24 protein-coding genes, 2 tRNA genes and 1 riboswitch are annotated in these 22,852 nt (G+C 34.9%); of the genes, 14 read left to right on the forward strand and 12 right to left on the reverse strand.

Annotation, left to right across the window (positions count from 1 at the left end; genetic code table 11):
• Nucleotides 1-561: 561 nt before the first annotated feature.
• Nucleotides 562-1,815, reverse strand: a complete 1,254-nt coding sequence (locus EKG35_RS10155) for a DUF5068 domain-containing protein (RefSeq protein WP_126294340.1) — start codon at nucleotides 1,813-1,815, stop codon at nucleotides 562-564.
• A 539-nt stretch (nucleotides 1,816-2,354) separates the two neighbouring features.
• Between EKG35_RS10155 and ssuC the strand changes: the two genes are divergently transcribed.
• The 4 genes from ssuC to EKG35_RS10175 are packed head-to-tail and all read left to right on the forward strand — an operon-like array spanning nucleotide 2,355 to nucleotide 5,410.
• Entirely contained in the window at nucleotides 2,355-3,134 is a 780-nt protein-coding gene (gene ssuC, locus EKG35_RS10160; RefSeq protein WP_126294341.1) for an aliphatic sulfonate ABC transporter permease SsuC, read from the forward strand.
• 28 nt (nucleotides 3,135-3,162) lie between these two features.
• Nucleotides 3,163-3,858: an ABC transporter ATP-binding protein gene (locus tag EKG35_RS10165; RefSeq protein ID WP_126294342.1), complete on the forward strand. Its 696-nt coding sequence runs from the start codon at nucleotides 3,163-3,165 to the stop codon at nucleotides 3,856-3,858.
• Between the two features lie 2 nt (nucleotides 3,859-3,860).
• Complete coding sequence (locus EKG35_RS10170) at nucleotides 3,861-4,877, forward strand: aliphatic sulfonate ABC transporter substrate-binding protein (RefSeq protein WP_185807705.1); 1,017 nt, start codon at nucleotides 3,861-3,863, stop codon at nucleotides 4,875-4,877.
• Between the two features lie 20 nt (nucleotides 4,878-4,897).
• On the forward strand, nucleotides 4,898-5,410 hold the full coding sequence (locus EKG35_RS10175; RefSeq protein ID WP_126294344.1) for a thioredoxin domain-containing protein: 513 nt from the start codon (nucleotides 4,898-4,900) through the stop codon (nucleotides 5,408-5,410).
• Nucleotides 5,411-5,564: 154 nt separating this feature from the next.
• Here EKG35_RS10175 and EKG35_RS20875 read toward each other — a convergent pair whose 3' ends face one another.
• Nucleotides 5,565-5,729 carry a hypothetical protein gene (locus EKG35_RS20875; protein ID WP_185807706.1) on the reverse strand — a complete coding sequence of 55 codons (165 nt, stop codon included), beginning with the start codon at nucleotides 5,727-5,729 and terminating at the stop codon, nucleotides 5,565-5,567.
• A 1-nt stretch (nucleotide 5,730) separates the two neighbouring features.
• Here EKG35_RS20875 and EKG35_RS20880 point away from each other — a divergent pair, with 1 nt between their 5' ends.
• The 6 genes from EKG35_RS20880 to EKG35_RS10200 all read left to right on the forward strand — a co-directional run bounded on the left by EKG35_RS20880 (nucleotide 5,731) and on the right by EKG35_RS10200 (nucleotide 9,786).
• The gene (locus tag EKG35_RS20880) at nucleotides 5,731-5,874 is read left to right on the forward strand and encodes a hypothetical protein (protein ID WP_185807707.1); all 144 of its coding nucleotides are present in this window, start codon (nucleotides 5,731-5,733) and stop codon (nucleotides 5,872-5,874) included.
• A 120-nt stretch (nucleotides 5,875-5,994) separates the two neighbouring features.
• A riboswitch (TPP riboswitch) is annotated at nucleotides 5,995-6,105 on the forward strand.
• Nucleotides 6,106-6,211: 106 nt separating this feature from the next.
• Nucleotides 6,212-7,219 carry an ABC transporter substrate-binding protein gene (locus EKG35_RS10180; protein WP_126294345.1) on the forward strand — a complete coding sequence of 336 codons (1,008 nt, stop codon included), beginning with the start codon at nucleotides 6,212-6,214 and terminating at the stop codon, nucleotides 7,217-7,219.
• 12 nt (nucleotides 7,220-7,231) lie between these two features.
• Nucleotides 7,232-7,522: a thiamine-binding protein gene (locus tag EKG35_RS10185; protein ID WP_126294346.1), complete on the forward strand. Its 291-nt coding sequence runs from the start codon at nucleotides 7,232-7,234 to the stop codon at nucleotides 7,520-7,522.
• On the forward strand, nucleotides 7,522-8,280 hold the full coding sequence (locus EKG35_RS10190) for an ABC transporter permease (protein WP_126294347.1): 759 nt from the start codon (nucleotides 7,522-7,524) through the stop codon (nucleotides 8,278-8,280). Before EKG35_RS10185 ends, EKG35_RS10190 begins: the two co-directional genes overlap by 1 nt.
• A 1-nt stretch (nucleotide 8,281) precedes the next feature.
• Nucleotides 8,282-9,019 (forward strand): ABC transporter ATP-binding protein, encoded by a 738-nt coding sequence (locus EKG35_RS10195; protein WP_126294348.1) that lies wholly within the window; start codon nucleotides 8,282-8,284, stop codon nucleotides 9,017-9,019.
• On the forward strand, nucleotides 9,016-9,786 hold the full coding sequence (locus EKG35_RS10200; protein ID WP_126294349.1) for a TatD family hydrolase: 771 nt from the start codon (nucleotides 9,016-9,018) through the stop codon (nucleotides 9,784-9,786). The genes EKG35_RS10195 and EKG35_RS10200 overlap by 4 nt, the downstream gene beginning before the upstream one ends.
• A gap of 156 nt (nucleotides 9,787-9,942) precedes the next feature.
• Here EKG35_RS10200 and EKG35_RS10205 read toward each other — a convergent pair whose 3' ends face one another.
• The 4 genes from EKG35_RS10205 to EKG35_RS10215 are packed head-to-tail and all read right to left on the reverse strand — an operon-like array spanning nucleotide 9,943 to nucleotide 12,562.
• The gene (locus tag EKG35_RS10205) at nucleotides 9,943-10,413 is read right to left on the reverse strand and encodes an SRPBCC family protein (protein WP_126294350.1); all 471 of its coding nucleotides are present in this window, start codon (nucleotides 10,411-10,413) and stop codon (nucleotides 9,943-9,945) included.
• A 25-nt stretch (nucleotides 10,414-10,438) separates the two neighbouring features.
• Nucleotides 10,439-10,783, reverse strand: a complete 345-nt coding sequence (locus EKG35_RS10210) for a GNAT family N-acetyltransferase (RefSeq protein ID WP_246020298.1) — start codon at nucleotides 10,781-10,783, stop codon at nucleotides 10,439-10,441.
• Nucleotides 10,750-10,947 carry a hypothetical protein gene (locus EKG35_RS21250; protein WP_246020300.1) on the reverse strand — a complete coding sequence of 66 codons (198 nt, stop codon included), beginning with the start codon at nucleotides 10,945-10,947 and terminating at the stop codon, nucleotides 10,750-10,752. The genes EKG35_RS10210 and EKG35_RS21250 overlap by 34 nt, the downstream gene beginning before the upstream one ends.
• 10 nt (nucleotides 10,948-10,957) lie before the next feature.
• Nucleotides 10,958-12,562, reverse strand: coding sequence for a M20/M25/M40 family metallo-hydrolase (locus tag EKG35_RS10215; protein ID WP_126294351.1), 1,605 nt, complete (start codon nucleotides 12,560-12,562; stop codon nucleotides 10,958-10,960).
• Between the two features lie 183 nt (nucleotides 12,563-12,745).
• Between EKG35_RS10215 and EKG35_RS10220 the strand changes: the two genes are divergently transcribed.
• Nucleotides 12,746-13,378, forward strand: coding sequence for a nitroreductase family protein (locus EKG35_RS10220; RefSeq protein ID WP_126294352.1), 633 nt, complete (start codon nucleotides 12,746-12,748; stop codon nucleotides 13,376-13,378).
• Nucleotides 13,379-13,622: 244 nt separating this feature from the next.
• On the opposite strand, the gene EKG35_RS20885 is transcribed toward EKG35_RS10220, so the two are convergent.
• Nucleotides 13,623-13,778 (reverse strand): hypothetical protein, encoded by a 156-nt coding sequence (locus EKG35_RS20885; RefSeq protein WP_185807708.1) that lies wholly within the window; start codon nucleotides 13,776-13,778, stop codon nucleotides 13,623-13,625.
• 160 nt (nucleotides 13,779-13,938) lie between these two features.
• On the opposite strand from EKG35_RS20885, the gene EKG35_RS10225 reads away from it, so the two are divergent.
• Nucleotides 13,939-14,502, forward strand: a complete 564-nt coding sequence (locus EKG35_RS10225; RefSeq protein WP_126294353.1) for a PadR family transcriptional regulator — start codon at nucleotides 13,939-13,941, stop codon at nucleotides 14,500-14,502.
• Nucleotides 14,502-14,981: a DUF4188 domain-containing protein gene (locus tag EKG35_RS10230; RefSeq protein WP_126294354.1), complete on the forward strand. Its 480-nt coding sequence runs from the start codon at nucleotides 14,502-14,504 to the stop codon at nucleotides 14,979-14,981. The genes EKG35_RS10225 and EKG35_RS10230 overlap by 1 nt, the downstream gene beginning before the upstream one ends.
• Nucleotides 14,982-15,209: 228 nt before the next feature.
• On the opposite strand, the gene EKG35_RS10235 is transcribed toward EKG35_RS10230, so the two are convergent.
• The 3 genes from EKG35_RS10235 to EKG35_RS10245 are packed head-to-tail and all read right to left on the reverse strand — an operon-like array spanning nucleotide 15,210 to nucleotide 20,816.
• Nucleotides 15,210-17,621 (reverse strand): restriction endonuclease-like protein, encoded by a 2,412-nt coding sequence (locus tag EKG35_RS10235; RefSeq protein WP_126294355.1) that lies wholly within the window; start codon nucleotides 17,619-17,621, stop codon nucleotides 15,210-15,212.
• On the reverse strand, nucleotides 17,593-19,038 hold the full coding sequence (locus EKG35_RS10240; protein ID WP_246020302.1) for an McrB family protein: 1,446 nt from the start codon (nucleotides 19,036-19,038) through the stop codon (nucleotides 17,593-17,595). The genes EKG35_RS10235 and EKG35_RS10240 overlap by 29 nt, the downstream gene beginning before the upstream one ends.
• A gap of 59 nt (nucleotides 19,039-19,097) precedes the next feature.
• Nucleotides 19,098-20,816, reverse strand: a complete 1,719-nt coding sequence (locus EKG35_RS10245; RefSeq protein WP_126294356.1) for a hypothetical protein — start codon at nucleotides 20,814-20,816, stop codon at nucleotides 19,098-19,100.
• Between the two features lie 118 nt (nucleotides 20,817-20,934).
• Here EKG35_RS10245 and EKG35_RS10250 point away from each other — a divergent pair, with 118 nt between their 5' ends.
• Nucleotides 20,935-22,218 carry a DNA cytosine methyltransferase gene (locus EKG35_RS10250; protein ID WP_126294357.1) on the forward strand — a complete coding sequence of 428 codons (1,284 nt, stop codon included), beginning with the start codon at nucleotides 20,935-20,937 and terminating at the stop codon, nucleotides 22,216-22,218.
• Between the two features lie 434 nt (nucleotides 22,219-22,652).
• On the opposite strand, the gene EKG35_RS10255 is transcribed toward EKG35_RS10250, so the two are convergent.
• Nucleotides 22,653-22,724: transfer RNA gene (locus EKG35_RS10255), tRNA-Glu, on the reverse strand.
• A gap of 13 nt (nucleotides 22,725-22,737) precedes the next feature.
• Nucleotides 22,738-22,828: transfer RNA gene (locus EKG35_RS10260), tRNA-Ser, on the reverse strand.
• Nucleotides 22,829-22,852 lie beyond the last annotated feature (24 nt).

Below are 22,852 nucleotides of genomic sequence, written 5' to 3' on the forward strand. Positions count from 1 at the left end.
CGTTTTCCTTCTTTCTAATTGTTGCAAAGACTAAAGATTCATTATTATTAGTAAGATGCTAATAAAATGATAATTCCAACATTAATTTAATATATAACCTATTGTATAATTATGCAATAGAAAAAATGGTTAAATTAAATAGTCGAAATTTAATTAATATTTAAAATTATATATTTCGAATATATGTGTTGATTGGTAATTATTATATTATAGTGGATTTTCACTTTCGTAAAATAGTTTTTTCCATTTTAAACCTTATTTATCACCCAATCAATCGTCTAATAAAAAACAGCTTGGCACTTACAATCCAAGCTGTTGCTATTTATAATTATCCAATCACCTAAAATTAACCATTAAACAATTGACTGCCTATTGTAGTAAATTTAATTTGGGTTTACTAAATAAGCCCGATGAAAGTCTTTAAGCCCATTTTTTTCTGGTAATATGTTTCCTTCATTATGCTCTCATTACTACAATATAAAAAGTCAGTGCTATATTAAATAGAGAATTTAAAATAGTGCAGACAAAGAAAACTATTGTAACTTTGTCTGCACTCTGAAATTAAAATTCGAAAATAGCTGTCTTTCCTTTAGAAATATCCTTCGCTTCTTGATTTCGAATTGGTCCAACTTCTACTTCAAATGATTTATTTTTCCAAATCTTATCATATTGTTCCTTATCTAGTAAGTATATTTGCAGGAGTTCACCGGATTGTCCGCCAGCAATTACATCATCATAGCTGTAATCGAGCAGCATTCCTTCTCCAAGCGTATACTGTGTACCGTCGTTAAGAGTCAATTTAGAAGACATTGATGACAATGAGACAGAATCAGATCCTTTATTATCTAAATTAAACTTTACTGTTAAAAGTACAATGCCTGTTTTAAAGTTTTCAAAACGTGGTGCTTCAACTGCATTTGGAGTGAAATCTGTAAATTGGTATCCGTCAAACGTAACAGTAACATCCCCCAATTGTTCACTTTTTCCGATGCCGCTCTGTTCCTTCAGCATCTTCTTTTCACCCATATCATCTAACGTAACTTTATCATTATAAAATGCTGCATTGGCTTTAATTTTTTCAGCACCCGCATCATTCAAGCTTAAAGTAAATTGACCGTCTTTCCCAATTGTTGAGCTAAAATCATCTTTTACAGCAAGAGGTGCAGGAACTTCTACTGTTACAGTTGATACATTTAACGCATCTTGTAAATGATCTTGACCAAATGGATATGTATAATATCCTGTTACAGTCTCGCCAGCCTTAAGCAAATAATCATTTGTTGGTGATAACTTTTCCACTAATTGTTCTTCAGGTGGAAGCAAATCTCTAAAATTGTTATAATCTTTTTCCGCACCTGTGAAAGATAGATATAGGAAAGGAGTGTAATAAACATCCTTGTCTAATTCGTTCTTCACTGTATACTGTGCAATAATTACACCACCATTTGTCTGGTCATTAAAAGGAATACTAAAGTCCGTATGGAAATCATTTAATTCAACAAGTGTATATGCATCTAAAGACAGTGTTACACCGTCCATTTCATGAACTTGCGGTTCTTTATTTTCATAAAGAACTTTCGCTGTACCTTCTGTTTCTTCTTCCATATATTTAATTAAATCTGAAAAGTCACTTGTACTAGTAGCAGTTGTTGCTGCTTCCTCAACTTCTTCCTTAGTATCTTCAACTTCTACGTTATTCTCCTCTGTAGCATTTGCATTCTCATCAGCCTCTGTTGGTTTCTCGTTGCTTCCACATCCGCTAATAATTACTGATGTTAGTAATGCTGTCAAAAGGAATGTCCATGATTTACTCAAAATTTTCAAACCTCCAATTTCCAAATTAGTAACATACTAACACATTATTTAATTCGGTAATATAAGGAGAAGGAAATAAATTACAGACAACTACAGCGACTCTATTTTTTGGTACATATTGGAAAGTTATACTATAATAGTAACGTTAAATGATACTACCAACAAAAATATCTACGTAAATTTGAGTTATTTTAGAAAAATGATTTAGTAAGGAAGGAGGGCATTAGAAGTAATTATAAAAAAGAAAGTTATCTTTCTTCACCTTCACCTTCTGCTATTCCCCTTTAGCATCTCGTATACAAAACCACTATATTTATTATCATCATATAATTCGTTCGATAACTACGTAACGCAAGATTTTCTTTAAATAAGTGCGGTTTGTTGATAAGGAAATTTATACCCTGTTCAAAAGTAGTTGGTATGATTTCCTCTTAATCTAATAAAATAATTTTAAATCTTTACAATTCTTATAGGCATTATTATAATTCAATATGTTACATAATTTTCTAATATATCAAAAAATATAAGAAGGTGAGAAATTGAGGAAAGGAAGAAAATGGTATAATAATAGATTAGTTCCTTGGATATTACCTGTTGTTACGATTATTTTATGGCAATTATTAGTGCAATATAAAATCGTTACGACCACGCTACTTCCCTCTCCGTTAGAGGTGGTCGAAGCAGCAATTAAGCTTTCTAAATCTGGGGAATTACAAGAGCATGTATATATTAGTACTCAACGTGCCCTGATTGGATTTGCGATTGGTGGAATCATTGGATTTATTCTTGGATTAGTCAATGGAACTGTTGTCTTTTTTGAAAGAACAATAGATACAACGATTCAAATGATTCGTACAATTCCCCACCTAGCTTTAATTCCACTTGTTATTTTATGGTTTGGTATTGGAGAAAGCGCCAAGATTTTTTTAGTTGCACTAGGTGTTATGTTCCCAATTTATATTAATACCTTTAATGGCATTAAAAACGTTGATCGGAAACTAATTGAAATGGGCAGCGTTTATGGTTTATCGCGGAACAAATTATTTACGAATATTATTTTACCCGGCGCTTTACCTTCCATACTAGTCGGAATTCGCTACGCTTTAGGCGTTATGTGGGTATCCCTAATTGTTGCAGAGACAATTGGTGCAGACTCTGGCATAGGCTTTTTGGCTACGAGTGCCCGTGAATTTATGCAGATGGATATTATTGTATTAACAATTGTCCTTTACGCCATTTTAGGAAAACTATCAGATTTAATTGCAAAGTTATTTGAACATCGTCTATTAAAATGGCATCCGGCTTTTCATAAAAAATAATATTTGGATATAAAAGTGAGGTGTTAGGATGTTCAACATTGAACTAAAGGATGTAAGTAAAAGCTACGGGGATAATGAAGTACTACATGACATAAACCTCTCTATTGAACCTGGGAGTTTTACGGCAATTGTTGGCCGCAGCGGCTGTGGGAAAAGTACACTATTACGCGTCATTGCACAGCTAGAAGAGATTTCAAAAGGAACTTTATCTTTTTCTAGCAACAGTGGTAGCAAGCCGAAAATTCGTATTATGTTCCAGGATGATCGACTCATTCCTTGGAAAAGTATTATTAAAAACATCGAACTTGGAGCCATTAATAATGAAGTTGCAGAGCAATCTCTGCAAAAAGTTGGATTAATCGATAAAAAGACAGATTGGCCAGATCAATTGTCAGGTGGTCAAAAGCAACGAATTGCTCTTGCACGAGCATTGGCTAGCAACCCAGATATATTGCTTTTCGACGAGCCCCTTGGAGCTCTAGATGCGTTAACACGAATTGAAATGCAAAACTTAATCGAGGGACTTTGGCAGCAGCAGGAATTTACTTCCCTTCTCGTAACACACGATGTAACAGAAGCGGTTCGTCTTGCAGATCGCGTCATTGTCATCGATAAAGGAACGATTCAGCTAGATGAAAAAATTGATTTGCCTAGACCTCGTGAACGTGATGAAAAATTCACCTACTACGAGCAAAAAATATTAAATCAAATTTTAGGAGGATGAGCATGAAAAAATCGCTGTTATTTTTAATTACTGCATTATTTGTATTAGTTTTAGCTGCTTGCGGCAATGAATCAAGTACAGGGTCTACAAACGAAGAACCAACTGATGAATCAACTGGCAGTACGGAAAAAGAAGTAATTACAATTGGCTACCAAAAAGGAAATACAATTAACATTTTAAAAGAACATGGCAACCTAGATGCGGCACTTGAAGAAGCTGGTTACACTGTAGAATGGAAAGTTTTCCCTACTGGCACAGTGCTATTAGAAGCTTTAAACACAAACAATATCGATTTCGGTCATGCATCTGACGGCAATGCTGTATTTATGCAAGCGGGAGGTCATCCTTTAAACTATGTTGCCTCTGAAGCCCCATATCCAGAAGGTGTTGCATTAGTGGCAAAAGCAGATTCAGATATTCAAACAGTAAAAGATTTAAAAGGTAAAAAAATTGGAGTTACAAAAGGCGGCAACCAACATTATTTATTGCTTGTTGCATTAGAAAAAGCGGGTATTTCACCGGATGATGTAGAGATTATTTTCTATAAGGATGCGGCTGAAGGTTTAGCGGCCTTCACAAAAGGTGAATTCGATGTTTACGGTTCATGGGATCCATACTTAGCAATCGTTGAAAACACAGTAGAAACTCGCACAATTGTGAATGGCTCTGATTTAACGGAAAACCGTACATTCTACTTCGCAACAGACCAATTATTAACAGAAAAACCTGATGTAGTATCTATTATTCTAGAAGAATTGCAAAATGCCGATCAATGGGCAAATGAAAACAAAGATGAAGTAGCAAATATTCTATCTTCTGAATTAGGTTTAGACGCAGCACCACTTCAACAAGCAAACAACCGCCGTACTTTTGGTGTTCAAAAAATCGGTGATGAAATTATCTCAAGCCAGCAGCAATTAGCAGATACATTCTTTAACGCAGGTTTATTGGAAACAGAAATTAATATTAAGGAAGCTGTGAATATTGATGAATCAATTATTCCAAGCAATGTTCAATAATAAATTCGGGAGGTACAAAAATGACAACAGTAATTGAAAATGCCTTTTTAAGCTATGGTTCAAAAGGAGCTCCAGTAAAAGTAGAGGTTTTTCTAAACTTGGCATGCCCTTATTGTGCTACATTTTTTGAGGCTGCTGATAAAACACTTCAACCTTATATTGAAAATGGCCAAGTAGAATATGTTATTAAGCATTTTGATAAACCACGTGAAATGCTATTATACGGAACACTTGCAAACTGTTTCTTTGATTATAAGGAGCCTGAACGTGTTTATGACTTGATGAAAGACCTTTTCGCAAAGCAAAGCGAATGGCATGAAATCGACAGTGATAGTATCAAAAAAATGCTGACAGAACAATACGGCTTAAAAGAAGAACCTGAAACAATCGATTTAAGCTTACAAATTGTTGCAGAAGCTGTTAAACGCAACGTTAAAATGGTGCCAACTGTCTTCATTAACAATAAAGAATTCCAATACCCAGTCGAAATTGATGCAGCACAACTAAAAAAGGAAATCGATCAATTGTTATAATTCAAAAAAGCTAGAGTAATTCAATATGTAAGTAGACTATTTATAGATAGTTAAATTTAAAGCTGAACTAATGCACAATTAGTTCAGTTTTTTTGTAGTCTAATATACACTTTGGAAATTAGTGGGATTTTGTTATTGTATTAATAAATGATTTTCAATCATAACCTAAAGGAGGAATAAAAATTGAGAGTAAAAAACGATTATCTCTAATTGGCTCAATCGTAATTTTAAGTATTAGTATTTTAGTAGCCGCCTCATTAATATCTAATGCAATTAATAATGCTGGGTGGGATCTTTCATCTAATCTAAGTTCTATCAATATGAATGATTCTGTAAGTGAAAATTACGAGTTGCTTGTAAATGAAGAATGGCTCTATTTATATGATACAACAACTGGCCGAGTATGGAAAAAGGCAGATGATCCAAATGCAGCATGGGAAGAAGTAAAACATTTTACGGAATAAACTCAACTAATTCCAATAATAAGATAGATCCCCCTTCCCCTTTTTACCTTAAATGTTAAATAAAAAATGATTGCTCCGTGCTATAGTCATTGCTAAAATAAAATACAAAGTTCATAGCAAGAAGAAATGTAGGGGAGCTGGTATGGCCAGCTGAGATTGTATCCCGTAAGATACTAACCCTTTGAACCTGATTTGGTTAATACCAGCGTAGGGAACATTGACTTCAATTTGATTTTCTTTTCATTTTGAAATGAATGTTTTTTAACGTCTGGGATACTATCCTAGACGTTTTTTATTTCTTCGAGTATGAATAATTCATTACAATGGAGGATTCATCATGAAAAAACTTTTCTTTCTGGTGATGATTGCAGTTTTAGCGCTTGTTGGCTGTCAATCAAAGGAATCACAAACTGAAACAAACACAAACGAGCAAACAGAAGAAAAACCATTAGAAAAAGTAACCGTTGTTTTAGATTGGACACCAAATACAAATCATACGGGGCTTTATGTAGCAAAAGAAAAAGGCTATTTTGAAGAACAAGGATTAGACGTTGAAATTATTCAACCTGGTGATGCAGGTGCAGATCAGCTCGTAGCTTCTGGCCAAGCGGAATTCGGTGTCAGCTATCAAGAATCCATTACACTTGCTCGAACACAAAATGTACCTATCGTTTCAATTGCAGCGGTAATTCAACATAACACATCTGGATTTGCCTCACCTGCGGGCAAAAATATTACTTCTCCTAAAGATTTTGAAGGCAAAACTTATGGAGGTTGGGGATCTCCTATTGAGCAATCAGTTCTAGAAACATTAATGAAATCAGACAATGCAGATATTAACAAGCTTGATATCGTTAATGCAGGAAATGCCGACTTCTTTACGATGGCGAACCAAGGAATTGACTTTGCATGGATTTATTATGGTTGGACAGGTGTTGAAGCTGAACTTCGCGGCGAGGATATTAACATGATTTATTTAACCGATTACAGTGAAAAGCTTGATTACTATACTCCTGTTCTTGCAACGAATGAAGAAATGATTGAAGAAAACCCTGATACCGTAAAAGCTTTTGTGGCAGCAGCCTCTAAAGGCTACCAAGATGCAATTGAAAACCCAGAAGATGCAGCTAGTATTCTATCAGCAGCAGCACCTGAACTGGATCAACAGCTTGTATTAGAAAGCCAAAAATGGTTGGCAGATAAGTACCAAGATGATGCTCCACGATGGGGAGTGCAAAAGCTTGAGATTTGGGCAAATTATGCAGAATGGATGAAGGAAAATGGTGTATTAGAAGGCGAATTTGATCCGGAAAAAGCATTTACAAATGAATTTTTACCGGAATAAGGAGAGAAAAAAATGGCGAATTCATTAATTAGTGTACAAATTATACCTAAAACAAAAAATCCTGAAGATGTCATTCCTTTTGTGGATGCTGCTATTGCAGTAATTGATGCTTCTGGTGTGAAATACGAGGTTCATCCATTAGAGACAACAATGGAGGGGGAACTTTCCGAACTTCTATCCATCATTGAGAAAATGAATGAAAAGATGATTGAATTAGGTAGTCCAAATGTTATTACACAAGTAAAAATTTTATACCAACCTAGCGGAATTACAATGAACACGTTAACGGAGAAATATCGTTGATGCAGCAGATGTGGCAACGAGGAGGAAAATCAATTGTGTTCCTCCTTCTTTTATTCATTCTTTGGGAACTACTTGTTTATATAACAGCTACACCAATGTGGCTATTGCCGGCACCGAGTGATGTAATAAAGGAAATTTACAATGGCATTTGGGAATTTTATGGTCATCTAATTTCCACAATGAAATTAACATTACTTGGCTTGAGTATTGGATGCAGTGTTGGTCTTTTCATTGCAATCATTCTTTATCGATTACCAAAAGCAAACCAAGTTCTTTATCCGTTGCTAATATTATCCCAAAATATCCCGACAATTGTATTAGCCCCCCTGCTTATTATATGGTTTGGTTTTGATCTATTGCCGAAACTCATTGTGATTAGTTTAGTTTGTTTCTTTCCTATTGTTGTCGCAAGCATGGACGGTTTTAGACAAACCGCTCCAGAATTAAAACACTATATGGAGATGGTTGGTGCAAGTAGAAATCAAATATTTTGGAAGCTAGAAATGCCCCATGCCCTTCCATCAATCTTTTCTGGACTTAAAATAGCAGCAACATATAGTGTGATGGGTGCAGTGATTTCTGAATGGCTTGGTGCAAAACAAGGAATTGGTGTTTATATGACTCTTGCACAATCCTCCTTCCGCATCGACCGTGTATTTGCAGCTATTTTCTTTATTATGCTATTAAGCCTTTTGTTGTTCGGAGTAATACGACTCGTCGAAAAGCTAATGGTTAAAGGTAGAAAAGAGGGAGTGTAGGATGCTAACAATCAATGGATTAGATAAAGCATATGGAGATCTTTCAGTTTTAAAAAATATAAATTTACATGTGAGGGACCGTGAATTCGTTGCTATTCTTGGACCGTCTGGCAGTGGAAAAAGCACGCTATTCCAACTAATTGGCGGAATTATTAAACCTGAACACGGCACAATCACATTAAATAATGAAGTGATTAATGGAAAAAAAGGATTGATTAGCTACATGCCGCAACAGCCTTCCCTGTTTCCATGGCGAACCGTATTAGAAAATGTAGTGCTTGCAGCAGAATTAACAGGCAAACCAAATGTTGAAGAGGCAAAACAATGGCTTGAGAAAGTAGGACTTGCAGAGTTTGAGAACTCTTATCCCATTGATTTATCTGGAGGGATGAGACAACGTGTTTCATTTATCCGCGCTCTACTGAGCAAACAAAGTTTACTCTGTTTAGACGAACCATTTTCAGCTTTAGATGAATTTACACGAATTAAAATGCAAAAATGGCTTCTTTCTGTTTGGGAGGAAAATCGAAAGTCCGTATTGTTTATTACCCATAGCATCGAAGAAGCGATATTTTTAGCTGATCGCATTTATGTACTTTCAAAGAGACCGGCAACTATGAAGGCAGAAATCACTGTCCCCTTTTCTAGACCAAGAAATGAAAGCTTACTTGAAACAACCGAGTTTTTCGATTTAAAGCAGCAAATTTTCCAATACATTAAGGAGGAAATTGTTGAATGATGATCGATGCACATATCCATCTTGATAAATATGATGACAAGGAACGAAACTATATTTTATCGAGTTTAACTGAGCATCAAATTGAAGCTTTAATTGCTGTGTCGTTTGATTTAGCGTCTTGTGTTAAAAATCGAAGCTATTGGGTTGAAGATGCTCGGGTGAAGCCGGCGTACGGTTTTCATCCGGAGCAAGAAATCCCTTCTTCTCAAGATGTAGAAGCACTTTTTTTATGGATGAAACGGCATGTTCATGAAATGGTGGCAATTGGCGAGGTTGGGCTGCCTTATTATAAGAAGCTGGAAAGTAATCATCAGCTAGATTATCAGCCTTATATTGAATTGCTAGAGCGGTTTATTCAAGTTTCTGCAGCGTGGAAGAAGCCGATTGTGTTGCATGCCGTTTATGAGGATGCACATATCGCCTGTGATTTACTTGAAAAGCACGGCGCTACAAAAGCTCATTTCCATTGGTTTAAAGGGGATGAAGTAGTTGTTAAGCGAATGATTAATAATGGCTACTTTATTTCTATTACGCCAGATGTTCTGTATGAGGACGAAATTCAACAGCTCGTGCGCATGTATCCGCTTGAACTAATGATGGTGGAAACAGATGGACCATGGTCTTTTGAAGGACCTTTTACAAACCAGCTGACTGAACCGAAGATGATGAAGCATTCTATTGATAGAATAGCCCAGCTCCAAAATCGTTCAGTTAAAGAAACCGCGCGAGTATTGTATGAGAATACGAAGAGGTTTTATGGGATTTAATTATTGTGAAATTGTGGCTTTTTTGGAGCCCCAACTAGATCCAAAATCGGGTTTTGTGATTGAATCTCTTGCTATGCGCGCTAATGCTACAGTAGCTTCGAATATGTAAAAAGGTTGTGTAGAATTTGAATATCTACACAGCCTTATTAAATTTAGTTATGAAAAAGTAAGGGCAGGCAAAGTTTTACCAGTTTCCAACAAAGACTTTAAGTTGCTTATAATGGCTGGCCAACCGTTATTAATCCCTTGGAAGCCTTCACTTTCGTCAAAGAAATCCGATGGCAAAAGGTCTTCATGTTGCAAAATCAATTTGACTGTCGACTCCATCGGCTGAAGTTTAAAGGTTACTTTAGGTAAACATTGACGTTGAGTTTGATCTTCTACCCAAAGAAATGTATATGAAAGAAGTTGATGGGGCTCATAAGCAATAAGTGTGCCATCGTCCGTAATGTTTCCATTTTCATCAAAAAACGTAACAAGCGATCCTTCTTTCCAATCAGATTGAATCTTTCTTCCGAACCAATACTTCTCAGTAAATTCACTGTTCGTTAAAGCTTCCCAAAGTTTTTCAGGTGTCGTTGCAATGTAAGTAACATAATGAAATGATGTGGTAGTTATAGGAATCATCCCTTTTTATAGAATTTCCAAATTTTTAATTGTGTAAAAACAGCACCATTAAATCTTCATCAAAGTACAGTTCCCTATCTTTTATAGCCCTTGGTTCAACACCGTAAGTTTCAAAGCCTAAAGACTTGTAAAGCATTTTTGCAGAGTCGTTAGTAGAGACGACTTGCAGAATCAATTGCTCTAATCCTTCTGTTTCTTTTGCGCGCTGAATAACCTCAAACATTAAAGCTTTCCCCACACCCTGACCTCGTGTTTCGGGTGCAACATACATGCCATAAATATTCCCTTTATGCTGTGATTTTAAAAGGGACTCACGTATAAAAGTTACAACTCCAACTAATAAACCATCCGTATTATACGCACCAAGCACAAACTTATCTTCATCCGGTCGAATGCCTCTTGGACCATTTCAGTTGTGAACACCGCTTCCCTTTCATATGTAGAACCAAAGCTTTCCGGATTAGTTTGCAATGCTCTTAGTCGAAGCCCTTGATAATCCTCTGCATCTGCTTCATTTAATACATGAATTTTCATACTGCTCCCCTCATTTGTTCATAGTTTCTTTATCAACAAAACGCAGCAACTGATAGATTAAGTCCGGCATTTCGTAAAAAGCACTCTTCATATGCAACCTTTCTGAAATTTGATGAGCGTCTTTTCCATAAGGACCTACATTCAACACAGGTGCCTTGAACTTCGCGATATGGTCAAATGGTATATCATAAGTACGTTTCCAAACAGGGGTGTTCATTTCATATGCCTGCCACCCATTGTCCTCGCTTAATTGGCAATAGCTTAAATCACTAATGCCATTAAAATAATGAACTTGCTGCAACGGAATTTCATATGGCTTGGATGCCTGCAACACTAGTTCTATTGCCTTTTTAGCTAAAGGATGATCGCTTGAATTAACCGCAGGATAAAATGGCGGTACGAATAACACAACAACTGCCGGTGCCAACTCCTGGCAATGAATCATTAATTTATCTGCAATGAAAAATGACTGATCACGCTCATCTAAATCAAGACGGGCAATTACTTCTTCAATCAGCTTTTCAACTGCAGGTTCACCAAGCTTTTTCTTTGCATAGCTTAGTAGTTCACTATAACGAATTGTACGTATTTTACCGAGTGGGTTAATATTCATTTTTGCACAGACTTCATCATAGCGTTCCTGACATTTTTCCATCGCACGAACTGTAACTTGCTCAAACAAGTCTAAAATTTCTGCTGCACTGCGCTTCATTAAAAAAACATTATACATTGCCACCGCTCGATACGGTGTTTGAGTAGAGTATTGTTCCTTTAAATCTTGTAGTTTCAATGCAACCGGAAGTGGTGTTCGTTCACCGTAAACTGTTTCACAAAAAGCGTCGTTCCATTCCATTTCGGTTGCTAAAAATGCACTCATAAAAGGTGCACTTAATCCCTTTAAAGGCTCACCCACATGTGTTTCCTTACCATAAAATAAGGCTGCTGGCATCACTTTTCCAATTGATCCTGTATAAATGTATTCTTGTAAATCATACGGGTCTTGTGAAAAAGATGGTTCACTGTTTAAAAACAGACAGATGTCCAACTCATAGCTTTCCGCTATCTGTGCTATATGCACCGCTGCTTTACGCATTCCGGCCGAGTTTACTTCTTCATCTGGCACAGTAATCAGCAGCAAGTTCATCTCCCATCGTTCCTCGATAGCACGCTCTAGCACTTGCATATGGAGAGCAAGGCCCATCTTCATATCCATCACACCGCGCCCAAATAAGTAATCCCCTGTTTCTAAATCCTTCTGTGCCTGCTCATTCAACATTCCCTTCTCCTCTTTAAATGCTTGAGTTAACTCCTCTGGTAATGTAGCAAGCGGCATAAGCGCACCATATTCTTCAATTTGAACTGTATCAAAATGGCTAATAAGCACAACAGTCTTTTTTGATTGTGGATGTTTATACATCGCTGATACGACCTGTCTGCCTCCTTCAACATCTACCGTTTGTAAGTAGTCACGGTTCGTTTGGAAATACGGAAGCAGCTGAAATTTAGCATATAATTTTTTGGAAAATTCCTGTTCCCCTTTTGTTAACGTTTGGCTCTCCCAGCTTACTAGCTCACATAATAGCATTTTTAACTTTTCTGGTGTATCCCATCTCATAGATGTCCCACCCCTTCTGTTTGCTGTGAATTAATTTCGATTGTTGTAATATTTAGACAAATGGTGTTGCAATCCCTTTAAAGGATTGAAAAAACATATGAAGCAAATCATAATGATAATTTTGAATGTTATAGTAAAATTTACTTACCTTAACAACTATTAATAGAAATGGAGAATGCTAGTATGAATTTTGAAGATCTAGTAAGATTACGTCACTCCGCAGTAAATTTCATTGAAGATGAACAAATGACCGAAGACGATTTTAAAAACATCTTCGAGCTAACAAAATTAGCACCTAGCGCTTATAATTTACAATTCACGAATTATCTCGTGATTACCGATAAAGAAAAGAAAGAGCGAGTTTTTGAATTAAGCTACCGCCAATATAAAATACATACGGCAAGTGCAGTAGTTATTGTAATGGGCAATAAAAATAGCCTCGAGGTTTCCGAAGCTGAGAGAATCTATAATCCAATGAAAATGTTAAAAATGATGGATGAAGTAGAATTCAATATGACGATGGACATGATTAAAAAATATAGTGATGGATTAAAAAAAGATCCACATGAAGTGGACTTAGAATTATATCGAAACGCTGGACTCCATGCCATGCTATTCATGTTAAGCGCAAAGCATTTCGGTTTCGATACATGCCCGATGCATGTCCACAATATTGAGGAATTAAGAAAAGAATTCAATATCCCTAATCATTTACAACCGATAATGATGATTACTATCGGAAAAAGTGTTGATAAAGAACGTCCCCGTGGCTATCGTAAACCGGTTGGAGAGTTTGTTAGTTTTAATGGGTATTGATGTGACGAGGCTGGTAATCTTCCCCTAGAATTAGATACTAAACAGATGAAGTTGTTTTGAAAATAATAAAGCGTTTCTATTAGATAATTGATAGAAACGCTTTTCGGTTATTATATTATCATGTTCTTTTCTAAAGTAATTTCTAAATTTTTTATGAATACTTGATATGCTCTTGTATAATCCAATTTTTCTTTGTACGTTTGACTTATAATATCATTCTTTAAAATTTTACCTGTTTCTAGAATTATTTAAATAAATGTAAGCATCTCTTCAGAAGTAAATTTGCAACTTCTAAATTGTAATAACTTATTCCGAACAATTGGTGGCCAAATAACACTCCGTTTAACCATTCTTTAAAATCCTCTACTGAAATTGATTTTAATAAATCAGAAGTAGTCATTGCTTTTCCGTGCCCATACCATTCACCTTAATCCTTTTTCAAGTGTAACGTTTGTCCTAACTCACTGATTTTTATTCTGAAAATTCCCACTTGTTTTTCCACTACGTTTTGATTATTATATATCTAAATGATATATATCTTTTAGATAGGTGGGTGGAATTTGAAAAATTATAACGATACAACCTACGCCATTTTAGGAATTTTAACTACTAACTGTAGATCTGGCTATTCCATTAAACAGTTTATTGACCAAAGTCTTAATCATTTTTGGAAAATTAGTTATGGCCAAATATATCCAACATTAAAATTAATTGTCCAAGAGGAATTGGCGGAGGTCCATACTTCATCTTCTACAGGTAAGCCGGATAAGCATGAATACTATCTTACTGAGAAAGGGATAGAAACCTTAAAAAATTGGTTAGAAAAACCGATTGAACAGCTCCCAGTTGAACGAAATGAAATATTGCTTAAATTGTTTTTTGGCCGATTTCAGTCCCGTGAAAAAACGATCTCCCTTCTAGAAAATTACAAGGAAAAATTAGAAAATCGCTATCAAACGTATGTATCGATTGAACAGGCAATTATTAATTATCCAGACAATGATACAGATCCGGATTCAATGTATTGGTTATTTACGTTGGATTATGGAAAAAGAACAACTAGAGCTTCTATTGAATGGTGTGAATTTACTCTCGAAAAGTTTTTAAATAAGGAGGATTCATAATGGCTAAGCAAGTTTTTAGTGGGCGTTATACGACGGAAAATACTGAAGACATTGTTGTTTTTATTATCGGAATGAGGGTTAACAAACGTCTCGCTTTTCACAAATGGCTACCTGTATTTAACGCTATGCCTGGAATGATTAAAGAACTTTATACAAATAAAGAAGAATTGGGATTCTTATCGATGGAAAGCTATTTCGGTCTAAGAACGACTGTCATGATACAATATTGGCGTTCAATGGATGACCTCCTCGCCTATGCAAAATCAGAAAAGCACTTAACTGCGTGGAAAAATTTCAATCAAAAGGTCGGCAAGAATGATGCTGTTGGAATTTATCATGAAACCTACCAATTGAAAAGTGGAAACTATGAAGCTTTTTATGGCAATATGCCTCATTACGGCTTAGGCAAAGCATTAAACCCCATTCCAGTCACAGCAAAACTAAATTCCGCGCGGGAACGGCTTAAAAGTAAAAGTTAATTTTAGGAAGGTTTGCATAAATAATCGTTTAATCATTCGAGGTTTCCAATGACAATTTTTATATATTACGAAATTAAATTAAGATAATCATGCATTTTCAATAAAAGGTACTCAACAACTACATGGAAAAAATCATATTGAAATTGTAAAAGCCGATTACGGATTATTGTAATCGGCTTTAGCCTTTTTTAGTTAAGAAGAACATATCTTTATTAGCATAATTTTTTTCTAAATCTTAGACACTAGATCACTCATAATTTTAGATGGGTTTTGTTTTAAACGTTCAAAATTAATTTCTTCAACAATTTCATTAAAAGAATGTACTAGAGAATTTGTTTTCCATAAAAACTCATGACCAAATAACTTAAAAGATTTTATCTTCGTCTTATGTGTGATTTGGTAAGAATCTAGCTCGATTTCAATCTTATCAAATTTTCCTTTTAACATTATCCAAAATTGACGTTGTTGCTCAGAGATAAATAATTCCTGAATTATAGTTGCGTCATTGTATAAATATTCCTCTACTACAATTGGTTCGGCTATTACATATTTACTTAAAAAAATAGTAGGAACTCTTGGTGTCCATTCTTGAACCTTGAATATAAGCTGCGCAGCATTTTTACGATCAACTCTATGAAGAATCCCTTCTTCTTTGAGTCCATCCACGGTAGCTAAAACGATTTTCTTTGCTTTACTCCAATCCTTTGGAAGTAACTTTTCATCAACTGAAACTTCCCGATCTATTATTACCTTTTTTAAAAAACCTTTTACTGGAACAATTAAAACATACTCCCGATTAGAATTATATAAAAATTCCTTCGTCCCTTTTGGTAAAATGCCTTCACTTTGCAATTCATCTGCACTTTTATTTAAAAGATTGTCAATGATAGACTCTACTAATTTTGTCGCATTTGGTAGAAATGGAAGTCCACCAATATTAACCTTTTCAATACTTTTATAAAGATAATGTTCTTTGTATCGATCCGTTTCATTCCATGGAAATAAAACATATGCCCCAAAAGCTGTTCGTTCATATACACCATCACTTTCTGCAACGATGGCATCACGATAACGATGCATTGTGTTAATATCGTCTTCCATTGGACCAGGACCATTATCCTCTTCATCATTTAAATTAATTCGATATTTTGCATCAAAAATATATTGAAAGTGATATTCGCGTCCAAGCTTCTCAATGCTCAACATTGTATCAGGTTTTTGATTTACTGTAATTTTCTTTTTAGTATTGTATTGATACTGTAAACGAATGATTTCACCTGTTTGGTAATTTCGAAAAACTCTCTTAGGCCCACTATTTTGACTTAAATTGACGACCAATCCATCAGTAGATACCTTAATGATATCTTGAGATATCTGTTCACATTTCTCATTAAGGATTTTACCTAACTTAATAAATGTCCAATATTCATAAAGAGTTGCAATATCTTTAATCGACATTTTATACAGCTCGCCCTGTAGGATAACACCTTTCGAAAGAATTCCGTAAATTTGAAATACATCCCGATATCCAGCGGCCATTTGCATCACAAGACTAGTAACTGATCTATCTAATTTGCCAATACTAATCCAGAAATGATTCTTTATTTTTTGTTCTAAACGTTTTTTCATATCTTCTAAAAGATCTAATATTACTGGGTCTGGAGCCTTATCAAATCTTTTATTGGCAGAGGCATTTACAATTTGTTTATGAAGAAATTCGATTCTTGCATAAAGTCGCATTAATGTCATTTTAACATAGCGGTTTTCGTGGGTATCCGTTGTGTTTACCTTTTTTATTAACAGTCCCTTTTTAGGGAGCATTTGAGTGCAGTTAATAGGAATTCCGTTTTCTACCTCAATAAATAAATTAGCGTTTTTCCTTAAGTAAGCTCGTCCCCTACTATCCTGCTTTCTTAAACGATCGCCTCGTACTTCTTCATGAATTGTTTCTAATCGTCGGTGTGGTCGTTGTTCAATCAAACTAATGGCCTTCATATAGTCGTTAAAATGTTTTTGGAGTAATCGATAAAACTCAACTCCAGTCGGTTCTTTAAAAACTTCTGCAGATCCCTGTAAATAAGTTCGTTTTATAAAGGCATACGCCAAATTATAGATTTCTTCATTCACTTCATCTAATAAGGCACGATAATCCTTTTTGTAGTCAAGTTTCGTCGGATAAACTTCAATGACAACTGATAATAGTGTTTCATTTTGCTCATCACGAATTTCAAAATTACTAAAACCAACTTCATTTTGGAAATGTAATGTGCCTGTTAATGCATTGGTATTTAAGAATGGATGGATAGCATTTCGAAAGCCCTCGTATTCATGCCAAAATTTAATTCCTCTATCTCCTTCTGGTTGGATCTGCAACTCATACATCCCATTTTCAAAGAAGATTGGTAAAAAGGATTGTCCAGTACTTTCAACTAATTTGCCACTATGAACATCAAATATTTTTATATCTGCTTCTTTTGAGCAACTAAAAAACATAGCTTCTTGATTTCCAATAAAAGATTTATAACTATCCTTATTATATCTTTGTAAATCAAGGTTTCCCGTTATGGCTAAGAAAAGATCGTTAGTCTTTATGGTTAATAGTTGAATCCCTTTAAGAAATCCAGAATGAAGTGAATCCATCCTTATCCAACCTTCCTAACATTTCCTTAATTTTCTTAGTACATCTAGGATACGAACTCAATTCTTCCTTTAAATTATTTAGTACATCTCGTACAACTGCTTCCATTCCTCCCACACGTGGCAATATTTTCTGCATGATACAAAAATCCATCGCATCATTTAGTGAAAGTAGTTGTCCAGCCTCTACATTGTGAGCCAAATAGAAACTAATCTCATCCCGTACACGATACCCTACCTGTGCATGAATCGGTTCTAGAAGTTCATTAATAGCCTCTAGCCTTTCAGAAACTTCTCGGATAAGTTGCTCATGAGTAGAAAATGCATCAATTAAGTGAATAAAGGATGATTCTAAGACCTTATTTGAAACATGGATGGGCTCTACTATTTCTCTTCTAGTCATTGAACCAAAATTCATCAAATCAATTTCATGGAATTCAATTGTATTTGCACGATCTAATACTTTCTTACTGAATGGATGCGTCGTTTCGTCCATATTCACAGTACCGATAATGTATAAGTTACCTGGAAGTGTTAATGAATCTCCATCTACTGTAATAAGTGTCGAGGAAGTAATTTCTCCCTCTACCTTTTTTCTACTTTCCATTACACTCAATACGTCACTAAAGTAATACTCAACCCGTGCTAAGTTCATCTCATCTAAAAGAACAAAGTGGGGTAATTCAGGATTTAGATGTGCTTGTTCTACTATTTCTATTAATGGTCCTTTAATGAAATCCCCCTTAATATCTGTATAACCAAGTAGCTCTGAACTATCGCTCCAATCCGGACGTACTGGAATTAATTTAAACTGTTTGTTCTCTTCTGTTGCACCAATCGCTTCAGCAAATAGTTGAACAATTTTTGTTTTTCCGGTTCCGGAGATACCTGAGATGATAACAAAAGGCTTTGAACGAAGAGAAAGGTAGAGGTTTTTTATATCTTTTTTTAAATAAGTGAAACCTTTAGAAGTAATATAGTTACGGATATGTGAAATTAATTCATTTTGTTCTATATCTTTTCTAACTTTTTCGTTTTTCTGAGCGCCTAAAGACTCTAAATTTAATAGTCTTTCCAATGATGTATATTTTATTGGGTTCCCACTTCCTTTATGAAGGTCACTAACATCTAAACCAATTAAAGTCCTTCTTATGTCTTCTGATGATAATTGCCCATGTAAAATGTATCTTGACGGTTCTCTCCTTGGTATCTCTTCTTCATATCCTAAAAAATCATACACTTCAATTATTTTATTTTGATAAACTGCACAATAATATTTTATGTCCCTTGTTTCAGTCTTTTTAAAACTAGCAACCCAACTATAACTTGTTGCACGATAAAGTTGCTCAGGTGTCATGTTTTCTTTAAACGATCTATTAATTTTGATTAGAACCATGTCTTCAATATTAAAAGCCCCCAATATTTCCCTCCTCTGCTTATATAGCTAATTTAAACCTTTATATAATGACTATACTTATATTAATATTCTATTTTATATTCACAAGCTAATTTTAAAGATGACCAGCCTTTAGCTTGGCCTCCACTAAATTTCACACGTAATGAAAGTTGTTGGCTATTTTGATCCCAGCTTAACGTTGTCTGAATTGGTGTAGGGCTATTTGGTATAACATCAATCTTACCTTTAATTGATTTATGTTCGATAATATTACATTTATTTTCTTTATAAAATGTAATTACTGCTGTAGCACTGCCCAATAAAGCTATAAGACCTTTTTTCAAATTAGATTGAGGTGCCATAACTAAATTCTTTCCTAAACTCGCTGATACTAGCTCTAAACTCTGTTTATGATTAATTTTTCCTTCTTCAAATTGGCATTTTAGTTTATCTACTAGCGGTTGTAATGAGCCTATATCAAAATATTGCGGTCCCAGGATGGTACCCACACCTGGATTTTTTAATGTTACTTTTCCACCCATTTTGGCAATAGCCTTTAAAGAAAGTTTCTTATCAAAATATTTTCCATTAACTTTCAATGTTAGCTGTAAATCACCCGTATCTAATCGGTCAATTAAGTAATTATCTGGAACAAGTTGCATACTCTCGATTTCATATGTACCAAATTCTTCTCTTAGGTAAATCTCAATATTTTTAGCAGTTATTTTTGAAGCGGTCCGTATTTCCTCTAAAGTGTGCGGTAAGACAGAAATTGAATACTTTTCTATCATTGTAATAAACGCTTCATCATCTATTTGTTTAAGTTCAGGTTTTTCCTTCAATAATTGATAATACACCATCGCTTCATTGCATTTACCAATCGCATTATTACTATTCTTCTTTACATTTGAGATACACTTGTTCAATATTGTCTCAAATTTTTGTATAGATTTTAGATTTGTAAGTAATACTTGATTTTCAGTTGGAAATGTATCGAAGCTGGTTGCTATTTTAATTGACGAACCAGGACCACTTTCAAATTTAAATCGAATTGTTAAAGCTTCTGTACCTGAACGAATGCCTATTGTATCGTTCCCTTTTTTATATAGTTGAAGTTTACCCGGTTTAATATTCGATTCCCATCGATCAACAGAACATTTGTTTCCATTTGTGTATCGTGTTATAATGTTAACACTATCTAATAACATTAATTCACGAAATGCATGTTCAATTCCTTCAAATTGGGAGTTATACACCTCCTTTAATAATTGAAAGCATACTTCTCTTACTTCAAATAAAAAACTTGTCCGAATAGGATTGATAACATTATTAAATTTGGGGTAAAAGTTTTCTACCCGTTTTTTTAACTCTGTTACTGTTATATAGGTTGGGATATCCTTTACCTTTTTAGATAAAATAGCAATTAGAAATTGACGATAAAGTTTCTCTAATTTAATATTAAATTCCGTTTGCAAACTATTTAAGAGAAAGTATTTTTTCAAAAAACTTTTTGCCCCTATGTTCTTAGGTTGAATTTGCGAAGTCCCCTTTAAACTAAAAAGTCTTACTTTAACCGTTTTAGAATTTGAAAGTGTTAAAAGTAAACTTGGATGTTGATCCGGCTTATCACTTTGAAATTTATTTTTTACGTTAATGATATTAGGGAATTGTTCAACAATAAATTTTACCGTCTCTTGAATTGGTTCTTGAAATAATGTTATTGCTTGACCATTTAGATATTTAACTAATGCATTATATACATCTAATACATGTTTTTTACCATTTTGACTAGATTTACTCATCGTTTTCCTCCTACGCTTTCTATTCTATATTAAATGTTAAATGATTCCAACTTCTCGTTTTAGTGGCCATTTTTATAATTGCATGGTACAATAATAAAGATAATTGGAGGTGCGTAACATGAAAATAGCTGAAAGAGGAAGAGCGAAGTTTCGCCCCTTAAAGGATTATGATAAACAACAAGTGAAACATTTACTTATAGATAAAATTAGACAAGAACAAGAAAATGCTCGATCTTTATCGGAAAATATATTTGAAACATATCATTACCGAAACGATAAACTTAATTTAGTTAGTTTATTCTCAGGTTGTGGTGGACTTGATTTAGGATGCGAGTTAGCAGGATTAGACGCGGTTGTAGGTAAAAATGAGAGTGACCGCCTACTCTTGTCTCGTAATGATTTTATGAAAAGCAGACATGAAAGTTTATTTCATACCATTTATTCAATCGATATGTTTAAGGAAGCAAACGAAACATATCGTTTAAATTTTCCAGATACCATCGTACAGCATGAAAAAGACATTCGTAAAATAAAAGACTTCCCTAGCTGCGATATCGTATTAGGAGGATTTCCATGCCCCGGTTTTAGTGAGGCAGGACCACGTTTAATAGACGATGAGAGAAATTTCTTGTATATCCATTTTATTCGCTGTTTAATAGAAACTCGGCCTAGTTTCTTTATTGCTGAAAATGTGAAAGGAATGCTGACACTAGGTAAAGGAGAAGTTATTAAGCAAATTATTCAAGACTTCGAATCGGCTGGTTACCGAGTTAAATATAAACTTGTTAATGCTCGCGATTACGGTGTCCCTCAATTACGTGAACGAGTATTTATTGTTGGGGTTCGTGAAGATCTCGATTTTGAATATGAATTTCCATCCCCTACTCATGGAGATAAAGAAGGGCTACTTCCATATGTAACACTAGAGGATGCTATTCTTGATTTAGCAGATAACCCTGGTGACTGGTATGAAGGTAGTTTTTCTCCAATTTATTTATCTCGTAATCGTAAAAAAAGGTGGGGAGAGCAAAGTTTTACAATACAAGCATCAGGTAGACAAGCTCCTCTACATCCTAGTGGTCCAGCTATGGAGAAAGTCAGTAAAGATAAATGGATTTTACCTGGTGAAGAAAGGTTACATCGTCGACTTTCTGTAAAAGAAATTGCTCGTATTCAAACGTTCCCTGATTGGTTTATTTTCTCCGATGGGAATAATCCATTAATCAATAGAAATGGTCGGATAGATAAAATTTATAAACAAATTGGTAATGCAGTTCCTGTTCAATTGGCCAGAGCTATTGTTAAACCTATTGCAGAATGGAGTGCAAATAATTTCGCTACGATTGTAGAAAATAGAAATTATACAGAGCAAATGGATTTGTTTGATCTTATCCACAATTAATACTATTGCCATCACATCTGCTAGCAATGTGATGGCATTTTTATTATCTATTTATTTATTTCCTACTATAGCCCCGCCAAAAATCTCCCTGAAAATTTCATCTAATTCTTCAAGGTCCTTTCCGTAAATGTTATCTTTTTAACACCCAATATGTTCAGATATGTACTTATTTCAGCAAAATGGGCACGTTTGATTTCATACCCTTATCCCTCAGTCAAACTAGTGCATGTAAGATAGATATAACGTGCGATTGCTGTATTTGTTTGTGAAATTGCTTGAGTAGAACTTACAGACCGGGAAATTTTGTTATTGCAGATACACTAAAGCCCGACTCATAAGAATCGGGCTTTTTTGCCTAGCGACGTCCTACTCTTTAGAGGATCCCCCTAAGATACTTTCACTAGATTATTTATTTAATTACTACGATTTATTTATGAACCGTACGGGATTCGAACCCGTGTTACCGCCGTGAAAGGGCGGTGTCTTAACCACTTGACCAACGGGCCAAAACATTATGTATGGCGGAGAAGGAGGGATTTGAACCCTCGCGCCGGTTACCCGACCTACACCCTTAGCAGGGGCGCCTCTTCAGCCTCTTGAGTACTTCCCCATATGGCTCCGAAGGTAGGACTCG

It is taken from the genome of Lysinibacillus telephonicus (assembly GCF_003966145.1).
Classification (GTDB): domain Bacteria; phylum Bacillota; class Bacilli; order Bacillales_A; family Planococcaceae; genus Ureibacillus; species Ureibacillus telephonicus.